Source organism: Paenibacillus anaericanus (assembly GCF_003994475.1).
Taxonomy (GTDB): Bacteria; Bacillota; Bacilli; order Paenibacillales; family Paenibacillaceae; genus Fontibacillus; species Fontibacillus anaericanus.
This window is the reverse complement of sequence record NZ_RZNY01000002.1, coordinates 338,044-359,160: the sequence shown is the minus strand read 5'-3', so window position 1 is coordinate 359,160 and position 21,117 is coordinate 338,044. Positions and strand designations below refer to the sequence as shown.

Genomic DNA, 21,117 nt, shown 5'->3' with positions numbered 1-21,117 from the left:
CCAGAACCATGACATGGCTGGGCCTAATCATTTAAGCCCTTTCCACCTAGGATTTGCTGCACATATTTTTCAACCCTTGACACTCTGGTTTTGGATTGTTTGGGTTCAGAGAAATAATAAAGGTATGCTCTTTGGCGTCCAGGCGTCAAGGCTTCAAAGGCCGGTTTCAAATCAGGGATTTCATCGAATTTATTCTGAAGTTCTTCAGGAATTATCAATTCTGCATTCTTTTTAAAATCCACTTTCAAACCGGCTTTTTCAACTTCAATGGCTTCATAAATATAGGCTTTTAAGATGGGTTCTATTGCTTCTATATCTTGAACATTGGTGAACCGAATCTGGCGCCCCGCCTGAACCTTTTCCGTTTGTTGGATTAGAATACGATAGGTATCATGTAACAAGGAGCCTTTGATAAACAGTATTGCACAATATTCTTTAAATCCATGTATTAAAACGATGTTATTGTTCTGAAATGTGTAACAAGGGACACCCCATTTCAATTCTTCGGTCAGCTTACAGTCAAGAACAATCAATCTCAATTTCTCGAATTCTGCCTGCCACTGTTTGGCTTTACTTAAAAATTCATCAACCTTAGGATTCATTTTACTATTTATCATCAAGGAACATCGCCCTTCATTACTTAATCTATTAGGTTTAATTGTACTTTTAAGTAATAGTGATTTCCACTAATAAGCTTCAACAACCACTTTTTTATGTTTGACGTTCCCTAGATAAACGATTAAAATGCAATTAAACAATGTATCACATGCGATTTATTTGCAACAGGAGTGAATTCCCGATTGACAACTATTTATGATATTGCAAAGAAAACAGGTTATTCGCCCACAACAGTTTCTAAAGTATTCAACAATTATACAGATGTGAGAAAGCAGACTCGTCAGGCTATTTTACAAGCTGCTAAAGAGCTTGGTTATTTGCCTAACGCTCATGCACGTACATTAACTACCAAGAAATCTTGGACGATTGGTGTACTATTTGTTGAATCCTCAGGTATCGGAATGCAGCATCCCTTTTTTAGTGCAGTCATCGAGAGTTTCAAACAAGCCGTCGTGAACAAAGGATATGCTCTAATGTTCATTTCCAAAGATGTCGGTGGGAAACAAAGCGGGTACTTGGAGAATTGCAAGATCAGAGGTGTAGATGGTGTAGTTGTCGTGCTGTCGGATTATGAAGATCCTTATTTCAGAGAGCTTCTGGACAGTGATATTCCATGTGTCATTCTGGATTATGAAACCTCACAAGCACATACCGTTTATTCTGACAACGAAAGAGGTAGTTATCTGGCCGTGGAGTATTTACATTCACTAGGCCATCGCAAAATTGCCCATATTTCAGGAGGGACTAATACCTTTGCTGGCTCCAAGCGTGAACAAGGGTATGAACTCGCGATCTCTAAGCTGAATTTAGAGAAGCAGGATTCGTATATAGTCAACGGCGGGTTTTTCTCAATTGAAAGCGGCTACGCGGCAATGATGCAACTCTTGGATTTAGAGGATCGACCAACTGCTGTGTATGCGGCGGGAGACCATTTAGCACTGGGTGCAGTGAGGGCTGCAAAGGAGCGAGGACTTCATATTCCCGAGGATTTGTCTATCATTGGATTTGATAATATTGATCTATCTCAATATATCACTCCTGCATTAACAACAATTGGACAAGATACAGCACTTTTGGGAAATGAGGCTGCACAAATTCTGATCCGGTCTATAGATAACCCTTCAGATGTGGCTGAATCCATGATGTTACCTGTACGATTAGTCGTTAGGGATTCGTGTGGTATTGTTAACCATTAATTATTAGTTCCAAGAATCAAAAAAAGAGAAGAAAAAATTCCGAGGAATATTTTTTTAGGAATTTTCGAAACCGGTGTCGGACTATATGGGACAAGGAGTTGTTCGATTAATGAAGCAAGTTCAAATGATCGTAACTGCAAAAGATTCTGGTGAACGTTTAACAGATAAGGGGAGTGTCCCTGTTCTAAGCCGAACTTCAGGAGAAGTGGCGGATGTTGAACTAGATCTCAGTACGAAGTATCAGAGTGTAATTGGTTTTGGTGGCGCATTCACGGAATCTGCTGCTTATACCTTGTCTCGTGTAAGTGCGAAGAATCGGGAAAAAGTCATTCGCAGCTATTTTGATCCCACGGAAGGACTAGGATATTCCATCGGGAGGGTACATATTCATAGCTGTGACTTTGCGCTTGGAAACTATACGTATGTGGCCGATAACGATACAGAACTATCTACTTTTGACATATCACATGATCATCAATGGGTGTTACCGCTTATTAAAGATGCGATGAAGGTCAAAGGTGGATCGTTCACCATGCTTGCTTCTCCTTGGAGTCCACCGGCATGGATGAAAACGAATGGAGAAATGAATAACGGTGGCCAACTTAAAGAAGAATACGCGCATGTTTGGGCACGTTATTTCACCAAATTTATCGAAGCTTACGGGAAGGAAGGCATTCCAATCTGGGGCGTTACAGTGCAAAATGAGCCTGCGGCAGTGCAGACATGGGATTCCTGTATTTATAGTGCAGAAGAAGAGCGTGATTTCATTAAAAATCATTTAGGTCCGATCATGCACAGTGAGGGCTATGAGGAAGTTAAAATCCTGATCGTGGATCATAATCGCGACATTATTGTTGATCGAGCATCAGTTGTACTGTCAGATCCAGAAGCAGCTAAGTATGTCTGGGGCACAGGGATACATTGGTATGTGAGCGAGGATTTTGGGAATGTTGGTAAGGTGCATGAACTGTTTCCTGACAAACATCTGTTACTTACTGAAGGATGCCAAGAGGGTGGAGTTAAGCTTGGTGAATGGTTTACAGGTGAAAGATATGGCAGAAACATGATTGGAGATTTGAACAACTGGATAGAGGGGTACTTGGATTGGAATATTGTACTTGATGAGATGGGTGGACCTAATCACGTAGGCAACTATTGTGATGCGCCAATTATAGCGGACACGGTTACAGATACGATTCATTATAATAGCTCTTATTATTACATTGGACATTTCAGTAAGTATATCGCACCAGGTGCCGTACGTATTGGTCAAACATCTAAGATTAACAGTTTACAAAGTACTGCGTTCTTAAATCCTGATGGCAACATCGCAGTGGTAGTGATGAATGAAACGGATGATGTTCAAAAAGCCACTTTAGGCCTAGAAGAAAGTAAGTTAGAGGTAGAGTTACAACCTCATTCCATTGCTACTTATATCATTACAAAATAGGAGTGAATACACATGACTAAGTATTATTATGAGAATAATTCATTTGTTATCGAGCAATTTCATCAAGCCAAACCGTTCTCCAGTTTCTTACCGGGGATGGCGGGATTAAAGGGTATTCCAATGTGGACGTTCTATGTCAATCGGGGCCAAGCGGTATGTAGCTTTGGTATTCGCGACAAAAACTCCGCCATCATGGAATTCTCCCCTGCGAGCATTACGTACAAGAATGTAGCAGCCAATGGATTTCGGACTTTCATCAAAATACTAGGAAAAGATACTATCTACGAACCATTTCAATCGGCACGTCCTGATGCAGAAGCTTCTCGCGTGATGAGGATCTCTCCGAATGGACTTACAATCGAAGAAACTCATACGGGATATGGATTGAAGACCGTGGTCAATTACTTCAATTTACCTAATGATGATTACGCTGCTTTGGTCCGCCAGGTTGAAATTGTGAATATCGGCAAAGAACCAGTTCAACTGGAACTAATGGATGGAATGCCGGAAATTCTTCCTTATGGTGTAGAAAATAGCGGATTTAAAGAGATAGGTAATTTGTTGCGGAGCTGGATGGAAGTCTACAATCTTGAGAATGACATTCCGTTCTATCACGTCCGTTCGAGTACAGCAGATGAGGCACGAGTAAGTGCAGTGACGAGTGGACATTTCTATCTATCATTCACTGGAGAAGGCAAACGCATTGCACCGATCGTTGATTTTGAAGTTGTGTTCGGTGGCAATACCTCGCTCATGTATCCCGACCATTTTGCGATGACTTCACTTGCTGAGCTTAAGGAGCAGCCACAATACCCTGTCAATAAAGTACCTTGTGGTTTCAGTGGGGCCTCACAAAGTCTTGCTCCAGGGGAAAGCCTATCCTTGAATACGATCATCGGTCATGTGAATGATATTGAGAAAATCAATACCAAAGCAGATCTTCTATGCTCTGCAGACTACATTTCTCGCAAGCGAGAAGAGGCAGAGAGTTTAGTTGAAGAACTGACGACAGATATCGCTACGCAGACATCATCTGAATTATTTGACGCGTATGCTAAGCAGTCCTATATGGATAATTTCCTCCGTGGGGGTTACCCGTTTATTTTTGATAATGAAGGTGAAGGTTTCGTTGTACATCTTTACTCACGCAAACATGGTGATTTGGAACGGGATTACAATTTCTTCTCCATAGCACCGGAATACTACTCTCAAGGTAACGGGAATTTCCGGGATATGAACCAGAACCGCCGTAATGATGTGTTCTTTAACCCTAAGGTAGGAACGTTTAATATTAAAATGTTCTATAGTCTGATGCAGGCCGACGGATATAATCCACTTAGCGTGCAGGGGTGTAGTTTTAATGTTAAACCTGAGAATGAAGGTAAGCTACAAGAATGGATCAGAACTGCAGTAGCAGATCAGCACGAAGAAGTGCTGAAAGTGTGTAATGGTAAATTTACTCCGGGTAAAATTGTTAATTTCCTTGCGGATCATGAAGTTCAGCTGAATGTAACTGAAGAGCAATTACTTAGTGGTGTACTAGCTCTTTCACAGCAAAATTTTGAAGCTGGTTTCGGCGAAGGCTTCTGGAGTGATCACTGGACTTACAACATGGACTTAGTAGATGGCTACCTTGATATATTCCCAGACAAGAAGGAAGAGCTGTTGTTTGCAGACGAGACTTATGCTTTTTATGATAGTGCTGCTTACGTTCAACCACGTTCCAAGAAATATGTTATATTGCAGAACCAAGTCCGGCAGTATGATGCATTGATCGAAGACGAGGAAAAGTTAAAACGGCTTGGACGTAAAATGAACGATACGAACTGGTTACAAACCGAAGGCGGCAAAGGGGAAGTGTATCATACCAACCTCTTTGTAAAAATGGTTTCATTGGCGCTAAATAAATTCTCCACTCTAGATCCTTATGGTATGGGCGTCGAAATGGAAGCGAATAAACCAGGGTGGAATGACGCAATGAATGGACTTCCTGGGTTGATTGGATCCGGGATGAGCGAGACTGTTGAATTGAAACGAATGGTGACCTTCTTATTGGAAAGTATGAAGGAATACGGCGAGAAATCTATTCGCTTACCTGAAGAAATTGCAGATTTGTTCGAAGCGGTTCATCAAGCCGTTGTGAACTATCAAGATGGCAAGACAGACTCGTTCACTTATTGGGATGTGGTGGCCTTGGCACGTGAAGCTTATCGGGAACGCATTCGTTTTGGAATTACGGGAGTGGAGCGGGAGGTTTCCTTGAAAGTGATTGAGGAAGGCTTCTCAGCATTTGCAGTTAAAATAGATGAAGGTATTTCGAAAGCCGTTGAGCTTGGTGATGGAATTGTTCCAACCTACTTCCGTTTTGAAGCTACAGAGTTTGAAAGGGTGGTAGACGCGAACGGGAATCCAGAATTGAGTAGCAATGGACTGCAGAGAGCCAAAGTGAAGAGCTTTGAGGTTTATGCTCTGCCACATTTCTTGGAAGGTCCTACGCGTTGGATGAAGACACTGAATGATCCACAGCAGGCCAAAAATATTTATGACCGGATTAAGAAATCGGGGCTGTACGATAAAACGACCCAGATGTATCAGACATCTGTTAGTTTAGATTCAGAGTCTCATGAAATTGGACGTATGCGTGCTTTTACGCCAGGCTGGCTTGAACGTGAATCGAATTTCCTTCATATGTCCTATAAATATTTGTTAGGACTATTGAAGGCAGGTTTATATGAGGAGTATTTCGAGGACTTGAAGACATCACTTGTACCTTTCCTTGATCCGGCAGTATACGGACGTAGTACCCTAGAGAATTCCTCATTTATTGCAACGGGAAGTAATCCTGATCCCGAGGTGCATGGCAGAGGTTTCGTAGCTAGATTAAGTGGATCTACAGCAGAATTCCTCAGCATGTGGAGAAGTATGATGGCCGGCAAGAACGTATTTAAGGTACGTGAGGGACAGTTAACACTTACACTTTCACCAATATTACCAAGCTGGTTATTCGATGAGTCGGGTAAAGTATCCTTTAACTTCCTAGGAAGCACGCAAGTAACATATCACAATGCTCGCCGAGCAGATACGTTTGGTGACAATGCTACGGTTATAAGTAGCATGAAACTGATTAAACGTGATGGCACGTTTGTGAATTATGATGGAGCTGTTATTCAAGGAGTAGATGCAATAGCCGTACGTGATGGAGAAGTATCAGCGATCGAAGTGAACATGGAATAGTATGAAGTAATGAAGTAATATCAAGAATAACAAAAGAGACCTAGCAGCGGCTAGGTCTCTTTTGATTATTCACTTGGATGGCTAAACTGCCATTCGATTCCGAATTTATCTTTTAGACTACCATAGCATTTACTCCAGAATGTTTCTTGAAGTTCCATGCCTACCTTGCCGTCTTCTTTCAGTTTGTTAAAGAAAGATTTAATATCATCCGTATTATTGGTGACAAGGGCTAGGCTGATATTATTTCCTTCTACAAAAGGCATACCTGGGAAAACATCAGAGAACATGACGTTACTACCGTTGATGTTAAGTCGTGTGTGCATGACAAGTTCTTTTGCTTCGTCTGGAAGGGGATATTCTGGATTAGGTGGCGTTTCTCCAAAGGTCATAATTTGAGGTTTAGCGGTTTCAAAGACCTGAGCATAATACTCCACTGCTTCACGACAGTTTCCATTAAAGTTAATATAAACATCAACAGACATTTGCTTCATCCCTTCGAGTTTAAATATAAATCATTTAAGATTGATTTATTTTAAAATTGTATCATTAACCTTTGGAAAATCCAAACAGCTTCAATTACAATTTGAATTGACTTACTAAGCTGTTTAGTTCTTTAGAAATTCCCGACATTGATTGTGAAGAAGTCGTAATTTCTTCGCTTGAAGCAAGTTGCTCTTCCGTCGATGCAGCCACTTGCTGTGACATATCCGCAGTCTGTTGTGCGATATGACCCATGTTGGCAATCGAAGCGGCAACTTCTTCCGAGCTTGCGGCAAGCTGCTCGGTTGCTGCAGCAGTCTCTTGGACTCTCGTCGACACGTCTGTAGTCGATAATACGATTTCCTTAAACGCTTGTTCTGCATGCTCAACAGATAATACTCCTTCTTGAACCTCAGCAAGACTTTGGCTCATCGCAGTAACAGAAATCAGCGTATCTTGTTTAATGGATTCAATCAATTCAGTAATATTATGTGATGCTTCATCACTTTGAGTGGCCAGCTTGCGGATTTCTCCAGCAACAATTGCAAAGCATCGACCGTGTTCGCCTGCTCGTGCAGCCTCGATATTAGCATTTAGCGCAAGTAAATTTGTCTGAGCAGAAATTTGTCCGATTAAAGATGACATCACATTAATTTGTTCGGATTGTTGTTCAAGCTTATGAATGGTTTGACTTGCAATTTCTACTGAATCACTCAGCTTCTTCATTCGATCGGAAACGTCGAGGATTCTTTCAGAGCCAATAGTCGCTTGGGATGCGGCGTATTGAGACAATTCCGCCACCTCTACGGCTGACTCAGCAATCCGTCCGACACCCTGTGCCATTTCATCAATTACCTTGCCGCATTCCGAAGCAGCGTTAGCTTGTTCTTCAGAACCAACGGCAACTTGTTGAATAGATTCCGCCACAAGTCGAGCAGCTTCTGAGTTCTGCTCCGAACTGTAATACATTTGTAGAGATGCAGTGGCTATTGAGTTTGATGAGTCTTGCATTTGCTTAACCGATAACTGCAAATTGGCAACGGTTCGGTTGACGGCTTCCATCATCGTGCCAAACTCATCTTTGCGATTAATGACCATAGGTTTAACTGTCAGATCACCCGCAGCAATAAGATTCATTGTTGCAGTTGTAGCGATTAAGGGTTTGGTTAAATTCCGGGTAAGCAGCCATGCGAGAACTAAAATTATAATCAATATGGCAATCCCGATATAAAAAATGATCGATGCCGTGCTAACGAATAAAGCTTGGCTATCCTGTTCACTTTGCTGGGCTCCATTATGATTTATTTGGATTAAAGCATCGATCGTTACTCTCATTTTATCAAAAGTTACACTGATTTCTTCAGCAATCTTAGTTTGTTCTTCGGCGCTATTCTTTCCCGAGAATAGGGAGTCCATGAGCTCCTTATATGTTGCCCAGACATTGGTGAGTTCCGTATACAATTTCTTGTCTTCTTCTGTGAAAGTGGTAGATTGATATTTCACGATTCCATCATCAATTTGGAGAAATAGAGAGTCAATCCTAGTATTCAACTGCTCCAGTTCCTGTGTGTCTTTTGTAAGGGACTGTTTTAAATAGCTACTTTCATATTGTTCCAAAGATAAGTTCACTTGGTCGATCGTTTGAATTCCGTACATCCAACGAGTTGTTACGTCACTCGTGAAATCTCTCATCTTCGCCACTTGTGACAACCCCATATAGGCTAATAACACTACAAATATTAATACAATTGAAAATGATCCGATAAGCTTGCTTCTGACTGAACGCATATTGTTCCCCCTGATAAAGTAGATAGTTTGTTGTATGAATAACCATATATAATTTGAGATCACATCATTAGTTAATCAATTTATGGTCCTATGGGTATCACATTTTACTATCGGTAACTGGATAATAAATATGAATAGGACTTTTATCATTAAAACGAACGAAGTTTATCGAGGTTATGTATCTTTCTATAGAGTGAGAAGTGACATTAGTTAATTCAAGGGGATATAGCAAATGGAGGGTTTTGGAGGAGCGTGACTCAAAATAAAGAAGGGCCCCTGGAATGAATGTCCAGAAGCCCACTTATATTTATTTGATTCGTTTACCGAGGATAACAAGCAACCAGATTATTCCTGCACCTAGAATCGCATGACCTAATCCAGCGATATGTGGCAAGAAGCTAATATCCTCACCGTTAATTTGTAGCATGCCTCGAGTAGCCATAGTCCCGATCGTAATCAGCAAACCAAAGTTATAGACATAGAAAAATGCACCAAAGGATTTTGCTTCGTGTACATTAAATAACTTGGCCAAGATCAGAGTAATGATAAAGAAGATAAATCCTAACACCAAAATGTGAGTGTGAAGGGCAACTAATACGGTGTCCCCTGTGAAATCATTCATTTTTGTAATTTCGCGGTAGGCAACGCCTGCCAATAAACCAAGAATCACATAGAAAAAGGAAGTATAATATAATTTTTTCATGATCATGTCCCCTTTAAGATTATTGTTAATATTACTTGTTATCGTAAGAGTATCATCCAAATAAGAACGCAGTATGAACAAAATATTACAAGGTGAATACTATCACAAACTAAAGAAAATTTAAATAATATTCAGCGGAGGGATCAAACTATGTGTTTTAAAAATTTTACATTTAAAACAACTGAAATAATTCCTAGAATAACAAAGGAAACAACTAACCCGATAAGTTGACCTAGGGGTAATTCAATACCTAATTGGGTCTGCATAATAGTTTGTCCAATTACGCAAAGGCCAACGATTGTTAGTGGAATCAGTATCACAGGAACCAATCTGTAACCATAGCTATTTCTATTTAGTAGAAGAATTCCGCAGTAAACAGCAGATGGCAGAATAACGCCCAGATCAATGACAAACGTTGGTTCTGTTGTATAGATTTCAATAATCTCCATGGGTGCTCCTGTTATGATCGTTGGAATGATGAACATAAGCCATACTAGAACAGAGCATCCGGCAACGATGAGAAATATTCCAGTTCCTTTTAATGATCTCCCAGCTAGTTTCTCAGGTAGTTTGATTTCGGCGAAGATATACTTAAGTTCTATTATAAATAAAAATAACGTTGCTGAAAAAAGTAACAGATATAAAATAAATATCCGATTATATGTAACCCCAAAAGCAAGGCAAGTAGAATAATATAATAAACCTGCTAATAGTCCTGTATGTATTAGTTTCACTCTACTTCCTTTATTAAATAAAAATGTGGTTACACCAAAGAGTAACGCAACAAGGATCATGACGATATCTGTCCCTTTTGATGTTCCAACTTTTAGAATGGAATTGTAAGCATAAATTCCATCCCCATATAAAGTTACGGAGTCTCCATAAATATTCTGCACGACGAATGGTTGTCCTCCAGTGGTGTAGAATAAGCCAATAGAACTTACGATCAAAGTTAGTATGGTTATTATCAAAGATAGTGATTTTATTGCTTTGATTCTACTCATATAGTTCCTCTCCTTTTTTTATATGAATACAATTATCCATTAATTTCTCCAGCACTCGGGTTGTTGCCGTTAAATCGTCATTGTTTATATCTTTAAATAATTTCTTTGTTAGTTCTTCTCCGTACTTCTCATTTTGACTAAAATAATCAAAACTCTTCTTAGTTAACTGCACATTTAATGCTCTCGCATCCGAATTTGATTTGTGGATGGTGAGATAACCTTTACTTTCGAGAGGTAATAACATCTTTTTAACATTTTGCCTCGTCGTGCCGGTAAACTCGGAAATTTCATTTATGGCGGGGGACTTATTCTCCATATTAAAAATCATGATCATGAGAAACCATTGTTTCAGTGTTAAATCATCGAATAATTTATCACCGGTAATTTGAAGTTTATTTGCCAGTAACAGTATGCTGCCAAATACATATTGCTGTTGTTGTACATTTCCCATAGTTGATTCTCCTCCTATTTGTTCAATAAGCAACCTATTGCCTATTTTATGCAACTGGTTGCTTATTTGCAGTGAAATTTGTCTCTAACTTAGCTTTATATGCAAAAGACTTGCGGCTATAGTAGAAGAAAGTATATATATGGATGGAAAGCTTGATTTTATGGAATATGTTGTTGAAAGGGATGAGGGAATGATTGAAGGCATGATAGAACGTTATTGGCCTATGTGGAGTGGCACGATACAAAAGGGAGCTAGTGGATGGAACAATACAACGTATTTTATCAAGAATAAAACCCGAAGCTGTGTGCTTCGTATTTATGATACCCATCAGGATCGAGATAAAGTTGAGTTTGAGCATGCGGTATTAGAATCTTTACAAGAGGCAAAGCTGAACGTTAAAGTTCCTGCACTGGTTAGAACACTTATGGGAGAGACGATTGTAAAGGTGGAAGATGGCAGTGGTAAATATGCTTGTCTGTTCGAATATATAGAAGGGAAGTCTCCGGTGGAGAGTAGTTCCATGATGATCTATTCATTCGGTGAAGCTGCAGGGGAATTATCAACTGCACTTGCCAAGATCAATCCAGCGGGAACTCCAGCTTATCGGCCGTATTATGAATTGCAGCAGTCGTATCCAAATTGCGACCGAGAGGTAGTCTTAAACTTTTGCGAAAATCCACCGGAAGCGTTCATTGATCTCCGCCAGAATCTACATACTTTAGGAGAGACTTACGAGGACATTTGCAATTCTCTATCAGGTCTGGCGAAACTTCCGAAGCAACTTGTTCATGGTGACCTTAATGAATCAAACCTACTGGTAGACTCGAAAGATGTTGGTAAAGTAACTGCACTGCTCGACTTTGAATTTTGTACATGGGATATAAGGGCGATGGAACCGGCTGTTATCATCTCGGGATTCCTCGGGCATGAAGAAGAAAGGGAATCCGTACGGCAATTTTGCAGTGCTTTTGGTAGAAAGATACAGTTATTACCGGAAGAAATTGCTGCGATCCCCGTGCTTATAACTCTGCGTATAGTTGATGTGTTTCTTCATTTTATGAGCCGTTATTTTAATGGAACAGATGAATCTAGCGTGCTGCGACAACAGGTGCAGATGTTAACTATCGACCTTAAGAAACTTTCGCATAGCAAGATGTGGATGGAAGAGGAGTTGAGGCTGCTCATGGATGACCGTTATCTGAGTGAGCCAACCTATAGTACTGGAGATGAACTGTGATGAACAACGTTATTGCTAATCGTCGCTTAGGTAATCAGCGTATTATTGGTTCGAAGCTCGTGAATCCTGAACAGGTAGTTAAAGAACTTGTTGCGATGCAAGCGCAGGATTACATGCAGGCTGTCTGGGCGATCGGTTTACGTACACTTTCTACTACTTTAGCGGATATTGAGTATGCCATAGCTGAGCGGAAAATTGTTCTGACTTGGGCGCTGCGAGGTACGATTCATTTTGTCCCCCCGGCAGATGTAAAATGGTTGGTTCAGCTTTCGGCCTCGCGTGTTCTGGGGCTGGGGAAGAAAAGGTTGGTACAGTTGGAAGTGGATGATAGAACTCTTGCGCGATGCAGAGAAATCATATATGGAGCATTGAAAGGACATCAACAGGTGACTCGCACTGAGTTGCTGCAATTATTAGAGGAGGATGGTATTACAACAACGGACCAACGTGGCTATGCAATATTATGGAGTTTAACGTATGAGGGTTTGATTTGTTTTGGTCCTAAGAATGGTAAACAGCAAACTTTCGTTTTGCTAGACGAGTGGGTTCCGAAAACACGAGAGTTGTCTTTAGAAGAATCGATAGCTGAGCTTGCATTGAGGTATTTTACGGCACATGGACCTGCAACCATTCAAGACTTCGCTTGGTGGGCAGGAATAACGCTTACAGATGCTAGAATAGGCCATGAGGAAGTTAAACGCAAGCTTCATTCCGAATATATAGATGGAAGTCAGTACTGGATGTCCCAAGATGCAACTGTTCAAATATCCGAAGATTCAGGTGTTCAACTGCTTCCGGGATTTGATGAATATATCCTTGGTTATAAAGACCGCGGTGCAGTGCTTGCGCCTGAATATGCTCCCTTGATTGTCCCAGGCAATAACGGGGTGTTCCAACCGACCCTTGTCGCTGGTGGTGAGGTTATCGGTACATGGAAACGAACGATTAAGAAAAAAGGGGTTGAGGTTGCCGTTATTCCGTTTGAGCATCTTGGTGAGCGAGAAGAGACGGTGATTATGGCTGCTGAACGGTATGCCGAATTTATGGGGGTTCCGTTATCGAAGCTTGTTTTTGACGAGAGGGACCAAATATAAGATATAAGAAGAGATGGTCTTTTGAAGACTATCTTTTTTTTGAATTACAATAAATTTCTGTTTACATTAGGTCAGACCTAGGGTTTATAGTTAGCGTATAAACCAATGGATTGGAGTGTCGTAATGAAAGAGTATATAACCATTAGTGAGCTTTCCAAGCTCATGAATGTATCGGTTCATCAAATTCGTTATTTTGAAGAAAAGGGAGTTCTTTACCCTGCATATACGGACACGAATCAATACCGCATGTATGGCATTCCTGAAATTTATCAATTATCTCATGTTCTGCTGCTCCGCAAACTTAATATACCTGTTCAACAAATTAAAGAGTCTGTTATGTCGTACTCCACCGAGGATTATCGTCACCTTTTAGAAATATCACTAAGAGATATTGAAGCTGAAATTGATCAATTAATTCAACTGAAGCAATTTATTCAGAGGACGCTTAAAGAGCACAATGAAACGCAAAACACGCCCAAAGAAAATTACGAAGTTAAATACGTGGAAACTCGATTTATGAACAAGTGGATTGAATTTAGTGAAGAAGAACAAATCAATGCGAGAAATCTGTATGAAAAAAGAGGGCACTTAACTAACTTATTTGAATCTGATCTACATTATTTATATGCGGACGATAAAGTTACCCTGTGTTTTGAATCTAATGAATCAACAGACATGCGTTTGGAAAAAGGGAAATACCTCACTAAAAGGTTCCTTGTAACAGAAGAAAACGATATTTTAGAAGAAATAAACAAGCTACATGAGGCTCAAACGGAAAAGCAGTACGCTTCTTTAGGGCCAATTGTATTGATTGAAAGATCGTACCTATCCATGTTTGATAATCATAACCTTATCTATGAAATACAAGTAAAAATCAGTGAGGTATGAATATGAGAAATATAGTCATCGTCCCATATCAAAGAGAAGATTATGAAAGTATTTGCCGCCTGTTAGTGAAGTCATTTCAAGGAAAGTTTCATTCACTGGTCCAATTAGATGATGAGGATATTATCAAATTACTCAGCAAGATTTGGTTGAATGAATCAGAATGCGTATCAGAGAAACAAATGGTAGTGAAGGAAGATGGGGAACTGGTAGGTACGATTTTTTTGAAATGGAAAGATGAAAGTTCACCCCCAAAGATATCAACTAATTACAATTCTAGGGCTCTTTTTAAACAATTCGGGTTCATCACTGTTTGTAAATTTATAATCGGAATGGGTATGCTAGAGTACAAACCTCAAGAGCAGGAATGTTACATCGAACACATTGCCATTCATTCAATGTATCGCAATCAAGGGATGGGCAAACTTGTACTAACTTGGGCTAAAGATTTCGTCCAGCAGCATCCTGAATTTGAGGAATTGACTCTGTTTGTGTCAGGTAAGAATAACAATGCGATTCATTTATATGAAAAGGCTGGATTCCATATCGAGAAATCAAAGTATAATTTTAAAAGACATCTTTTCTTTCAAGAGCCCCTTTGGCACTTAATGACGTGGAGAAGCAAAAATGCTGGGGGTGAGGCAATTGAAAAAACGTTCTAAATATATACTAGCTGCAACGATTATTTTTGTTGCTTCTCTTGGATTCCTATTCATACAGCAAAATACTTTTAAAATGATTGAACAGAAAATAGAAATTCAAACTCCGAATGGTGTTTTAAAGGGTACGTTAGCATTACCAACAGATTATGCTGGGGAAATAGGTCTTGTGGTGTTTGTTCATGGAGATGGTGAGATTAATGATACTTATGATGGTGGATATAAGCCTTTGTGGGAAAAGTTGGCTTCCGTTGGGTATGCATCATTATCTTGGAGTAAGCCAGGAATTCATGGTTCTGAAGGGAATTGGCTAGACCAAAGTATGGACGATCGTGCCGAGGAAGTTATTCAGGCGATAAACTGGGCCAAATCTCTACCTATGATTGACGATACAAGAATCGGTCTATGGGGGGCAAGCCAAGCGGGTTGGGTCATTCCGAAGGTTGTCAAAGAGGAGAGAGAAATCGCCTTCAATATTCTTGTCTCACCTGCTATAAATTGGATCTCCCAGGGAAAATACAATACAAGCAAAAGTTTGGAAAGGGAAGGATACACTAAAGAAGAGATAGAAGAAGTAGAACAATATGATAATCAAGTTTTAGATCTATTGAAGTCACAATCTTCTTATGAAGATTATCTATTAATGGCAGATAAAGATAGACTGATTTCAGAAGAAAGATGGAGTTTTATTAAAAAGAATTATCAATCGGATGCCACAGAGGAGCTTAAATATATTAATTCACCCGTTCATCTCGTCTTAGGTGGTCAGGATATTAATGTAGATGTTAACAATACGGAGCTTATGTATCGACAAAATGTACAATCTGATCTTTTATCCGTATTCATATTGCCTGATGCAGATCATTCCATGCTAAAAAAGGATATAGCTACTTCTACATGGCGCACTTATCTGACAGCTATTTTCTTTCCTAGAAAACTTTCTGATGACAAGTATCTGAGTGATTTAACTCAATTTGTTTCGCAAATGGCACACAAACCCGGTATTTAACTTTTTAATCAATGAGATGTTTATTAGGGATTTACAATGAGCGTAGGAGTAGGCTGAACGAAGCCTATTCCTCTTTTTTTGTATATCTTTAGTTTATCCATCATGATCTAGTATTTTTCAACTTGTGCAAGGAAGCGCTTACTTGGGACAATAGATATGTAATAAGCGGATACGAGGAGGGTATTTATGAAGAAAATTAAACCAAACTATTTCTCAAGAAGCCAGTGGAAGAAAAAGTGTGCGTTGCTGGCAGGTTCAACGCTGTTGGCTGTATCGTTATTCGCATTTGCAGATCAGGTAGAAGCTGCTCAGCCGCATTCATCCTATTGGTACCCGAACACTCTTCTAAAGTGGTCTCCGGACAAAGATCCTGATGCCATATATAACCGAGGATCAGTAAAACTGCAGGAGGGACGTGTGACCGGAGCCAAGGTGAATGAGCATGCCAAAGTGGAGCCGAAAGTGATTGCTTTGTCTTCTATGTATTCAAGTACGAGCGGAGCGCCTTCTCAAGGGTCGGAACAGTTTCATACGTATACGTTTAGTTACTGGCAATATATCGATAAACTAGTGATGTGGGGAGGCTCGGCTGGTGAGGGATTGATTGTACCGCCAAGTGCAGACGTTATCGATGCTGCTCATAAAAACGGCGTTCCGGTTTATGGAACCGTTTTCTTGCCGCAAACCGAGCATGGCGGTAAAATCGATTGGATGCATGACTTACTGGCACAGCGTGAGGACGGTTCATTTCCGGTAGGAGATAAACTCATCGAGGTAGCGAACTACTATGGCTTCGATGGCTGGTTCATTAATCAGGAGACTCAAGGGGGAACGCCGCAGGATGCCCAGAACATGGTGAAGTTCCTGAAATATTTGCAACAAATAAAAGGTCCAGAGATGGAAATTATTTGGTATGACTCGATGGTTGACGAAGGTCCAGTCAAGTGGCAGGGCTCATTAACTGATAAGAACAAAATGTTTTTTCAAGACAAGGAACAGCGCGTCTCAGATAACTTATTTATCGATTTTCGCTGGCAGTACAAGGATGAGAAGAACGGAAAGTATGATTACATTACACCTTATTTGAATTCGCCTGCGAAAGCGAAAGAGTTAGGCCGCAGCCCGTATGACTTATATGCTGGTATCGATGTAGAAGCTAAAGGATATGAAGGCAGTTATAACTGGCCAATGTTATTCCCAGATGGTAAAGCGGCGACAACATCACTCGGAATCTATCGGCCGGATTGGGCATTCAATAGCTCAAAGAATAATGAAGAATATATGGAGAAAGAACAAATATTTTGGGTCGGAAATAATAAAAACCCAGAGCAAACAGACCTGCCGGAAGGTGCAGATCCCCTTTCATGGAGAGGAATTGCGCATGATATTGTAGATAAGACCCTACTGACAGGCTCCGAGTTTATAACTCACTTTAATACAGGCAATGGCCATATGTACGCCGTTAATGGCAAAGTTATGCGCGATACGGACTGGAGCAACCGTAGCTTGCAGGATATTTTGCCAACTTGGCGCTGGATTACGGAAACCGTAGGAAGTGGAAGCCTTAAACCAAGCTTTGATTTTAGTAAAGCATACTATGGTGGCAGCTCATTGAAAGTGGAAGGTGATCTAAAGAAGGGCTCCTCAACCCATCTAAAGCTGTACAAAGCAAATATGCCAGTAGAAGCAACAACAGAATTGTCTGTTATTTATCAGGCTAACTCCGATGCGGGTAAAGTAAAGATAGGTGCCGCATTTTCTGATGCGCCTGACCAATATGTATTTTTTGAACCGAAGAAGTGGGAAAAAGTAGGAGAGGATGGGGTCTGGAGACAAGGAAGCGTTCCATTAGATCAATATAAAGGACGTAAGATCGTAGGAATATCGTTGAAGTTTGAGGCGACGAAGGCGAAAGCGGATTATGTTGCCCATATCGGACAGTTATCTGTAACAAGTACGATGGATCAAGCTAACGCCAAAAAGGTGAAGGCTGTGACAGCGTTGACGGTAACGGAGAATGAGTTCCGTGACGGGATTTATGGGGACGCCCGTTTAACATGGAATGAGCCCGAAGATCATTCTGATGTGTTATATTATCAGGTCTATCGTGTCCAACCGGATGGTAAATATAATCTGATAGGGACGACAGGTAATAACGTGTATTATGTACCTGAAATGAAGCGATTGGACAAAGAATTATCTACGAAAATGGTAGTAATTCCAGTGAGCCGGCATTATCAACAAGGCAAAGGAGCGGCTGTAAGCTTCAATTGGCCAAAGTATCCGCAACCGATCGCGGCTTTTGAAGCGGAACAAACCTTAATAGCTCCCGGCGACACGGTTCAATTGACGGATTTATCTTCCGAGGTAACGGAACAATGGAACTGGAGCTTTCCAGGTGGTGAGCCGTCGTCCAGCACGGAGCGTAATCCGAAAGTTACTTATGGAGAAGAAGGCAATTACGAAATTACGTTAACAGCCAAAAATAGTGTTGGTGAAAATGTGTTGAAGAAGAAATTGATTACCGTAACTAAAGAAGCGGCAAACGGCATCGTTAACTTGGCTCTTGGCAAGACGGCGAGTGCTTCTAGCTTTGTAAATGAGAACGAAGGTCCGAAGTTTGCACTTGACACTGATGACAAGACGAAATGGTGCGCGGTGGGCGACGCTCCGCATACATTGACGGTTGATCTTGGTACTGAGCACAAAATTAGCGAATTTATAATTAAACATGCAGAAACGGGCGGCGAACCAGCGGCGTTTAATACCCGTGAATTTAAAATTCAGTATAGTAGTGACGGAGAGAAATGGATCGATGCGGTAAGTGTCAATGATAATACGAAAGGCGTAAGTAAACATGCGATCGAGTTGACTTCAGCTCGTTATGTGCGCCTCGTTATTGCAAAACCTACGCAAGGTGGAGACACGGCAGCAAGAATTTACGGTTTTAAAGTAATGGGGTTGAAATAGCCCATAGCGAATAGGGTGTTTCCTGGGCTAGATACTCATTATGTATATTTATAACAGGGGGGAAGTGGCTTATAATGCACTTCCTTTTTGTTTTTTAATGGGAATAGATATCGATATAGTTGGTTGGAAATGGTGTCTAGAAAGATGCTAGAGGCAGGATTTACCTAACAAATGTAGAATAAAGACTTACAGGATTGGCAATTACGGAACAGGTTCCGACCTCTTTCGATAAATTATTCTTAAAAGTGGGGAATTAGAAATGGCACTTATTGATGTAATCAAATATGAAGGATCCCCGGATGTATTCGCATGGAAACATCCTGAAGCAGAATTAGGGACATGGACCCAACTGATTGTGAATCAGTCCCAAGAGGCGATTCTCTTCAAAGATGGTAAAGCACTTGATTTATATGGCGCTGGACGTCATACGTTAAGCACAGCTAACATCCCGATATTGAACAACATTATCAATTTACCGTTTGGAGGAGAATCTCCGTTTGCGGCTGAAGTTTGGTATGTCAACAAAGTGAGTTCGCTCGATGTGAAGTGGGGAACCGCTAACCCGATTCAATTACAAGACCCAAAATATAATATCATCGTGCCTGTGAGGGCTTTTGGTCAGTTTGGTATTCGCATTGAAGATTCACGCAAGTTTTTGCTTAAGTTAGTAGGGACAATGCATGAGTTCAATCAAGCGAATTTAGTGAATTACTTCCGCGGCTTACTTATTATGAATATTAACTCGATGCTTACATCGTATCTGGTTCAGAAGAGAATTAGTGTATTAGAGATTAATGCCTTTATCGGAGAAATGTCCACTCATTTCGAGTGCATTATTGCTCCCGTACTAGCGGAATACGGCATTCAAGTTCTTAATTTGTATATTCAAAATGTGAATCTTCCCGAAGATGATCCTTCCGTCATACGGTTAAGAGATGCTTTGGCACGTAGAGCGGAAATGGATATTATCGGTTATACATATCAGCAAGAGCGCACATTCGATACTTTGGAAGGCGCAGCGAAGAATGAAGGAAGCATGCAGTCCGGCCTTATGGGTGCGGGTATTGGAATGGGTATGGGATATGGAGTCGGAGCTCCTTTAGGCAATGAAATGTCTCAAATGTCAAAAGTAATTAATACGGGGGACAAGTCTCAATTTGATATCTGTTCAAGTTGTCAGCATGCAAATCTTAAAGAATCCACATTTTGCAGTAGTTGTGGTAAACCGTTAGCTGATTTAACTAAGCAAGCAACAAAGGATACGGTTGCTAAGTGTAATATATGTGGATTACCACTACTCGAAGGCTCGAAATTCTGTGCGGGTTGTGGTGATAAATATTGCGCTTGTCCGAAATGCGGTGCAGATAATACAGAGGATAGCCTGGAATGTGTCAATTGCAAAGAAACTTTGCCTAGACGGTGTCCGAAATGCAGTCAGCTAGTATCGAATGAAACTAAATTTTGTGGGAATTGCGGTGAAAACCTCGTTCTAAAATGCAGGAGTTGTCAGCATGAAGTGAAACCAAATCAGAAGTTTTGCCTGGAATGTGGGTGTAACCTGCTAGATGGGGGTAACGCTCAATGACAATAAATCGGTATGGGACAAGGATTACATTGGTCTTATACTTAGTGGGATTGGTCTCTACATGGATTGTTTTTATGACGCTTTTAGATAACAGTAATTCTTTGGGATCATTCTGGATTTCTCTCTCGGCTGTACTTTTAGCTGAAACGCTTTTGTGGCTATATGCCAGTTATTTGTTCCCTAATCTAGATCGTGTTAAGCGTAATTTACCTGGTTATCTGGGTTTAGGTGTTGTAATCTTGTCCTATTTGATAGTAGTGTTCGTTTATTCATTCTTTACTAGATTTTCCGATCTTGCTTTGTCAGGATATATATTGATTCATTCTATAACCCTTGCTTGTACAATCATCGCTAGCGGACTGATCCTGCTATATCTAAAATCTACTATGGATCATGAAGAAGATACGAGGTCACAGCTTGTAAATTTGCATGAGATTGAATCCGCTTTGAAAGAAGTACAACTGATGATTAAATCTATGAAAGATCCACAGGTCAAAGAGATGGAGTCCATCATTGCGGCGTTGATTGAGAAGGTTCACTACAGTGACCCGGTTATACCAAGGTCCATCTTACATATGGATCATGAACTGATAAATCACATCTATCTATTAGAAGAAAAGGTTACGGGTATGGCTTCTGGTAATCAAGAACATTCATTCAAAATGATCGTTCATCATCTCCATGATCTCACACGTCGTCTTGCCCATCGTAATGAACAGGTGCTACTAGCGAAATAGGAAGTAAAATTCAGGAG

Annotated in this window: 17 protein-coding genes; 11 read left to right on the top strand and 6 right to left on the bottom strand. The window is 40.5% G+C overall.

Features of this window, described 5'->3' with window-relative positions; translation table 11 throughout:
* Positions 1-23: 23 nt before the first annotated feature.
* Entirely contained in the window at positions 24-617 is a 594-nt protein-coding gene (locus EJP82_RS03880; RefSeq protein ID WP_127190700.1) for a YdeI/OmpD-associated family protein, read from the bottom strand.
* A gap of 183 nt (positions 618-800) precedes the next feature.
* Between EJP82_RS03880 and EJP82_RS03875 the strand changes: the two genes are divergently transcribed.
* From EJP82_RS03875 to EJP82_RS03865, 3 genes are all read left to right on the top strand, one after another.
* Positions 801-1,814: a LacI family DNA-binding transcriptional regulator gene (locus EJP82_RS03875; RefSeq protein ID WP_127190699.1), complete on the top strand. Its 1,014-nt coding sequence runs from the start codon at positions 801-803 to the stop codon at positions 1,812-1,814.
* Between the two features lie 109 nt (positions 1,815-1,923).
* Positions 1,924-3,264 carry a glycoside hydrolase family 30 protein gene (locus tag EJP82_RS03870; RefSeq protein ID WP_127190698.1) on the top strand — a complete coding sequence of 447 codons (1,341 nt, stop codon included), beginning with the start codon at positions 1,924-1,926 and terminating at the stop codon, positions 3,262-3,264.
* A gap of 12 nt (positions 3,265-3,276) precedes the next feature.
* Positions 3,277-6,498 carry a cellobiose phosphorylase gene (locus EJP82_RS03865; RefSeq protein WP_127190697.1) on the top strand — a complete coding sequence of 1,074 codons (3,222 nt, stop codon included), beginning with the start codon at positions 3,277-3,279 and terminating at the stop codon, positions 6,496-6,498.
* A gap of 65 nt (positions 6,499-6,563) precedes the next feature.
* Here EJP82_RS03865 and EJP82_RS03860 read toward each other — a convergent pair whose 3' ends face one another.
* The 5 genes from EJP82_RS03860 to EJP82_RS03840 all read right to left on the bottom strand — a co-directional run bounded on the left by EJP82_RS03860 (position 6,564) and on the right by EJP82_RS03840 (position 10,924).
* Entirely contained in the window at positions 6,564-6,980 is a 417-nt protein-coding gene (locus EJP82_RS03860; RefSeq protein ID WP_127190696.1) for a VOC family protein, read from the bottom strand.
* 94 nt (positions 6,981-7,074) lie between these two features.
* Positions 7,075-8,766, bottom strand: a complete 1,692-nt coding sequence (locus EJP82_RS03855) for a methyl-accepting chemotaxis protein (protein WP_127190695.1) — start codon at positions 8,764-8,766, stop codon at positions 7,075-7,077.
* Positions 8,767-9,073: 307 nt separating this feature from the next.
* Positions 9,074-9,469 carry a DUF2871 domain-containing protein gene (locus EJP82_RS03850; RefSeq protein WP_127190694.1) on the bottom strand — a complete coding sequence of 132 codons (396 nt, stop codon included), beginning with the start codon at positions 9,467-9,469 and terminating at the stop codon, positions 9,074-9,076.
* 143 nt (positions 9,470-9,612) lie between these two features.
* On the bottom strand, positions 9,613-10,473 hold the full coding sequence (locus EJP82_RS03845) for a hypothetical protein (RefSeq protein ID WP_127190693.1): 861 nt from the start codon (positions 10,471-10,473) through the stop codon (positions 9,613-9,615).
* Positions 10,466-10,924 (bottom strand): MarR family winged helix-turn-helix transcriptional regulator, encoded by a 459-nt coding sequence (locus tag EJP82_RS03840; RefSeq protein ID WP_127190692.1) that lies wholly within the window; start codon positions 10,922-10,924, stop codon positions 10,466-10,468. Before EJP82_RS03840 ends, EJP82_RS03845 begins: the two co-directional genes overlap by 8 nt.
* A gap of 139 nt (positions 10,925-11,063) precedes the next feature.
* Here EJP82_RS03840 and EJP82_RS03835 point away from each other — a divergent pair, with 139 nt between their 5' ends.
* The 8 genes from EJP82_RS03835 to EJP82_RS03800 all read left to right on the top strand — a co-directional run bounded on the left by EJP82_RS03835 (position 11,064) and on the right by EJP82_RS03800 (position 21,100).
* Complete coding sequence (locus tag EJP82_RS03835; RefSeq protein WP_246053972.1) at positions 11,064-12,161, top strand: phosphotransferase; 1,098 nt, start codon at positions 11,064-11,066, stop codon at positions 12,159-12,161.
* Entirely contained in the window at positions 12,161-13,255 is a 1,095-nt protein-coding gene (locus tag EJP82_RS03830) for a winged helix DNA-binding domain-containing protein (RefSeq protein ID WP_246053971.1), read from the top strand. The genes EJP82_RS03835 and EJP82_RS03830 overlap by 1 nt, the downstream gene beginning before the upstream one ends.
* A gap of 123 nt (positions 13,256-13,378) precedes the next feature.
* Positions 13,379-14,143 (top strand): MerR family transcriptional regulator, encoded by a 765-nt coding sequence (locus EJP82_RS03825; RefSeq protein ID WP_127190690.1) that lies wholly within the window; start codon positions 13,379-13,381, stop codon positions 14,141-14,143.
* A gap of 2 nt (positions 14,144-14,145) precedes the next feature.
* Entirely contained in the window at positions 14,146-14,802 is a 657-nt protein-coding gene (locus EJP82_RS03820) for a GNAT family N-acetyltransferase (RefSeq protein ID WP_246053970.1), read from the top strand.
* Entirely contained in the window at positions 14,786-15,808 is a 1,023-nt protein-coding gene (locus EJP82_RS03815; RefSeq protein ID WP_246053969.1) for an alpha/beta hydrolase family protein, read from the top strand. The genes EJP82_RS03820 and EJP82_RS03815 overlap by 17 nt, the downstream gene beginning before the upstream one ends.
* A gap of 186 nt (positions 15,809-15,994) precedes the next feature.
* Positions 15,995-18,778, top strand: coding sequence for an endo-beta-N-acetylglucosaminidase (locus EJP82_RS03810; protein WP_127190687.1), 2,784 nt, complete (start codon positions 15,995-15,997; stop codon positions 18,776-18,778).
* Positions 18,779-19,037: 259 nt separating this feature from the next.
* Positions 19,038-20,363 (top strand): SPFH domain-containing protein, encoded by a 1,326-nt coding sequence (locus EJP82_RS03805; RefSeq protein ID WP_127190686.1) that lies wholly within the window; start codon positions 19,038-19,040, stop codon positions 20,361-20,363.
* Positions 20,360-21,100: a hypothetical protein gene (locus EJP82_RS03800; RefSeq protein WP_127190685.1), complete on the top strand. Its 741-nt coding sequence runs from the start codon at positions 20,360-20,362 to the stop codon at positions 21,098-21,100. Before EJP82_RS03805 ends, EJP82_RS03800 begins: the two co-directional genes overlap by 4 nt.
* Positions 21,101-21,117: the final 17 nt, after the last annotated feature.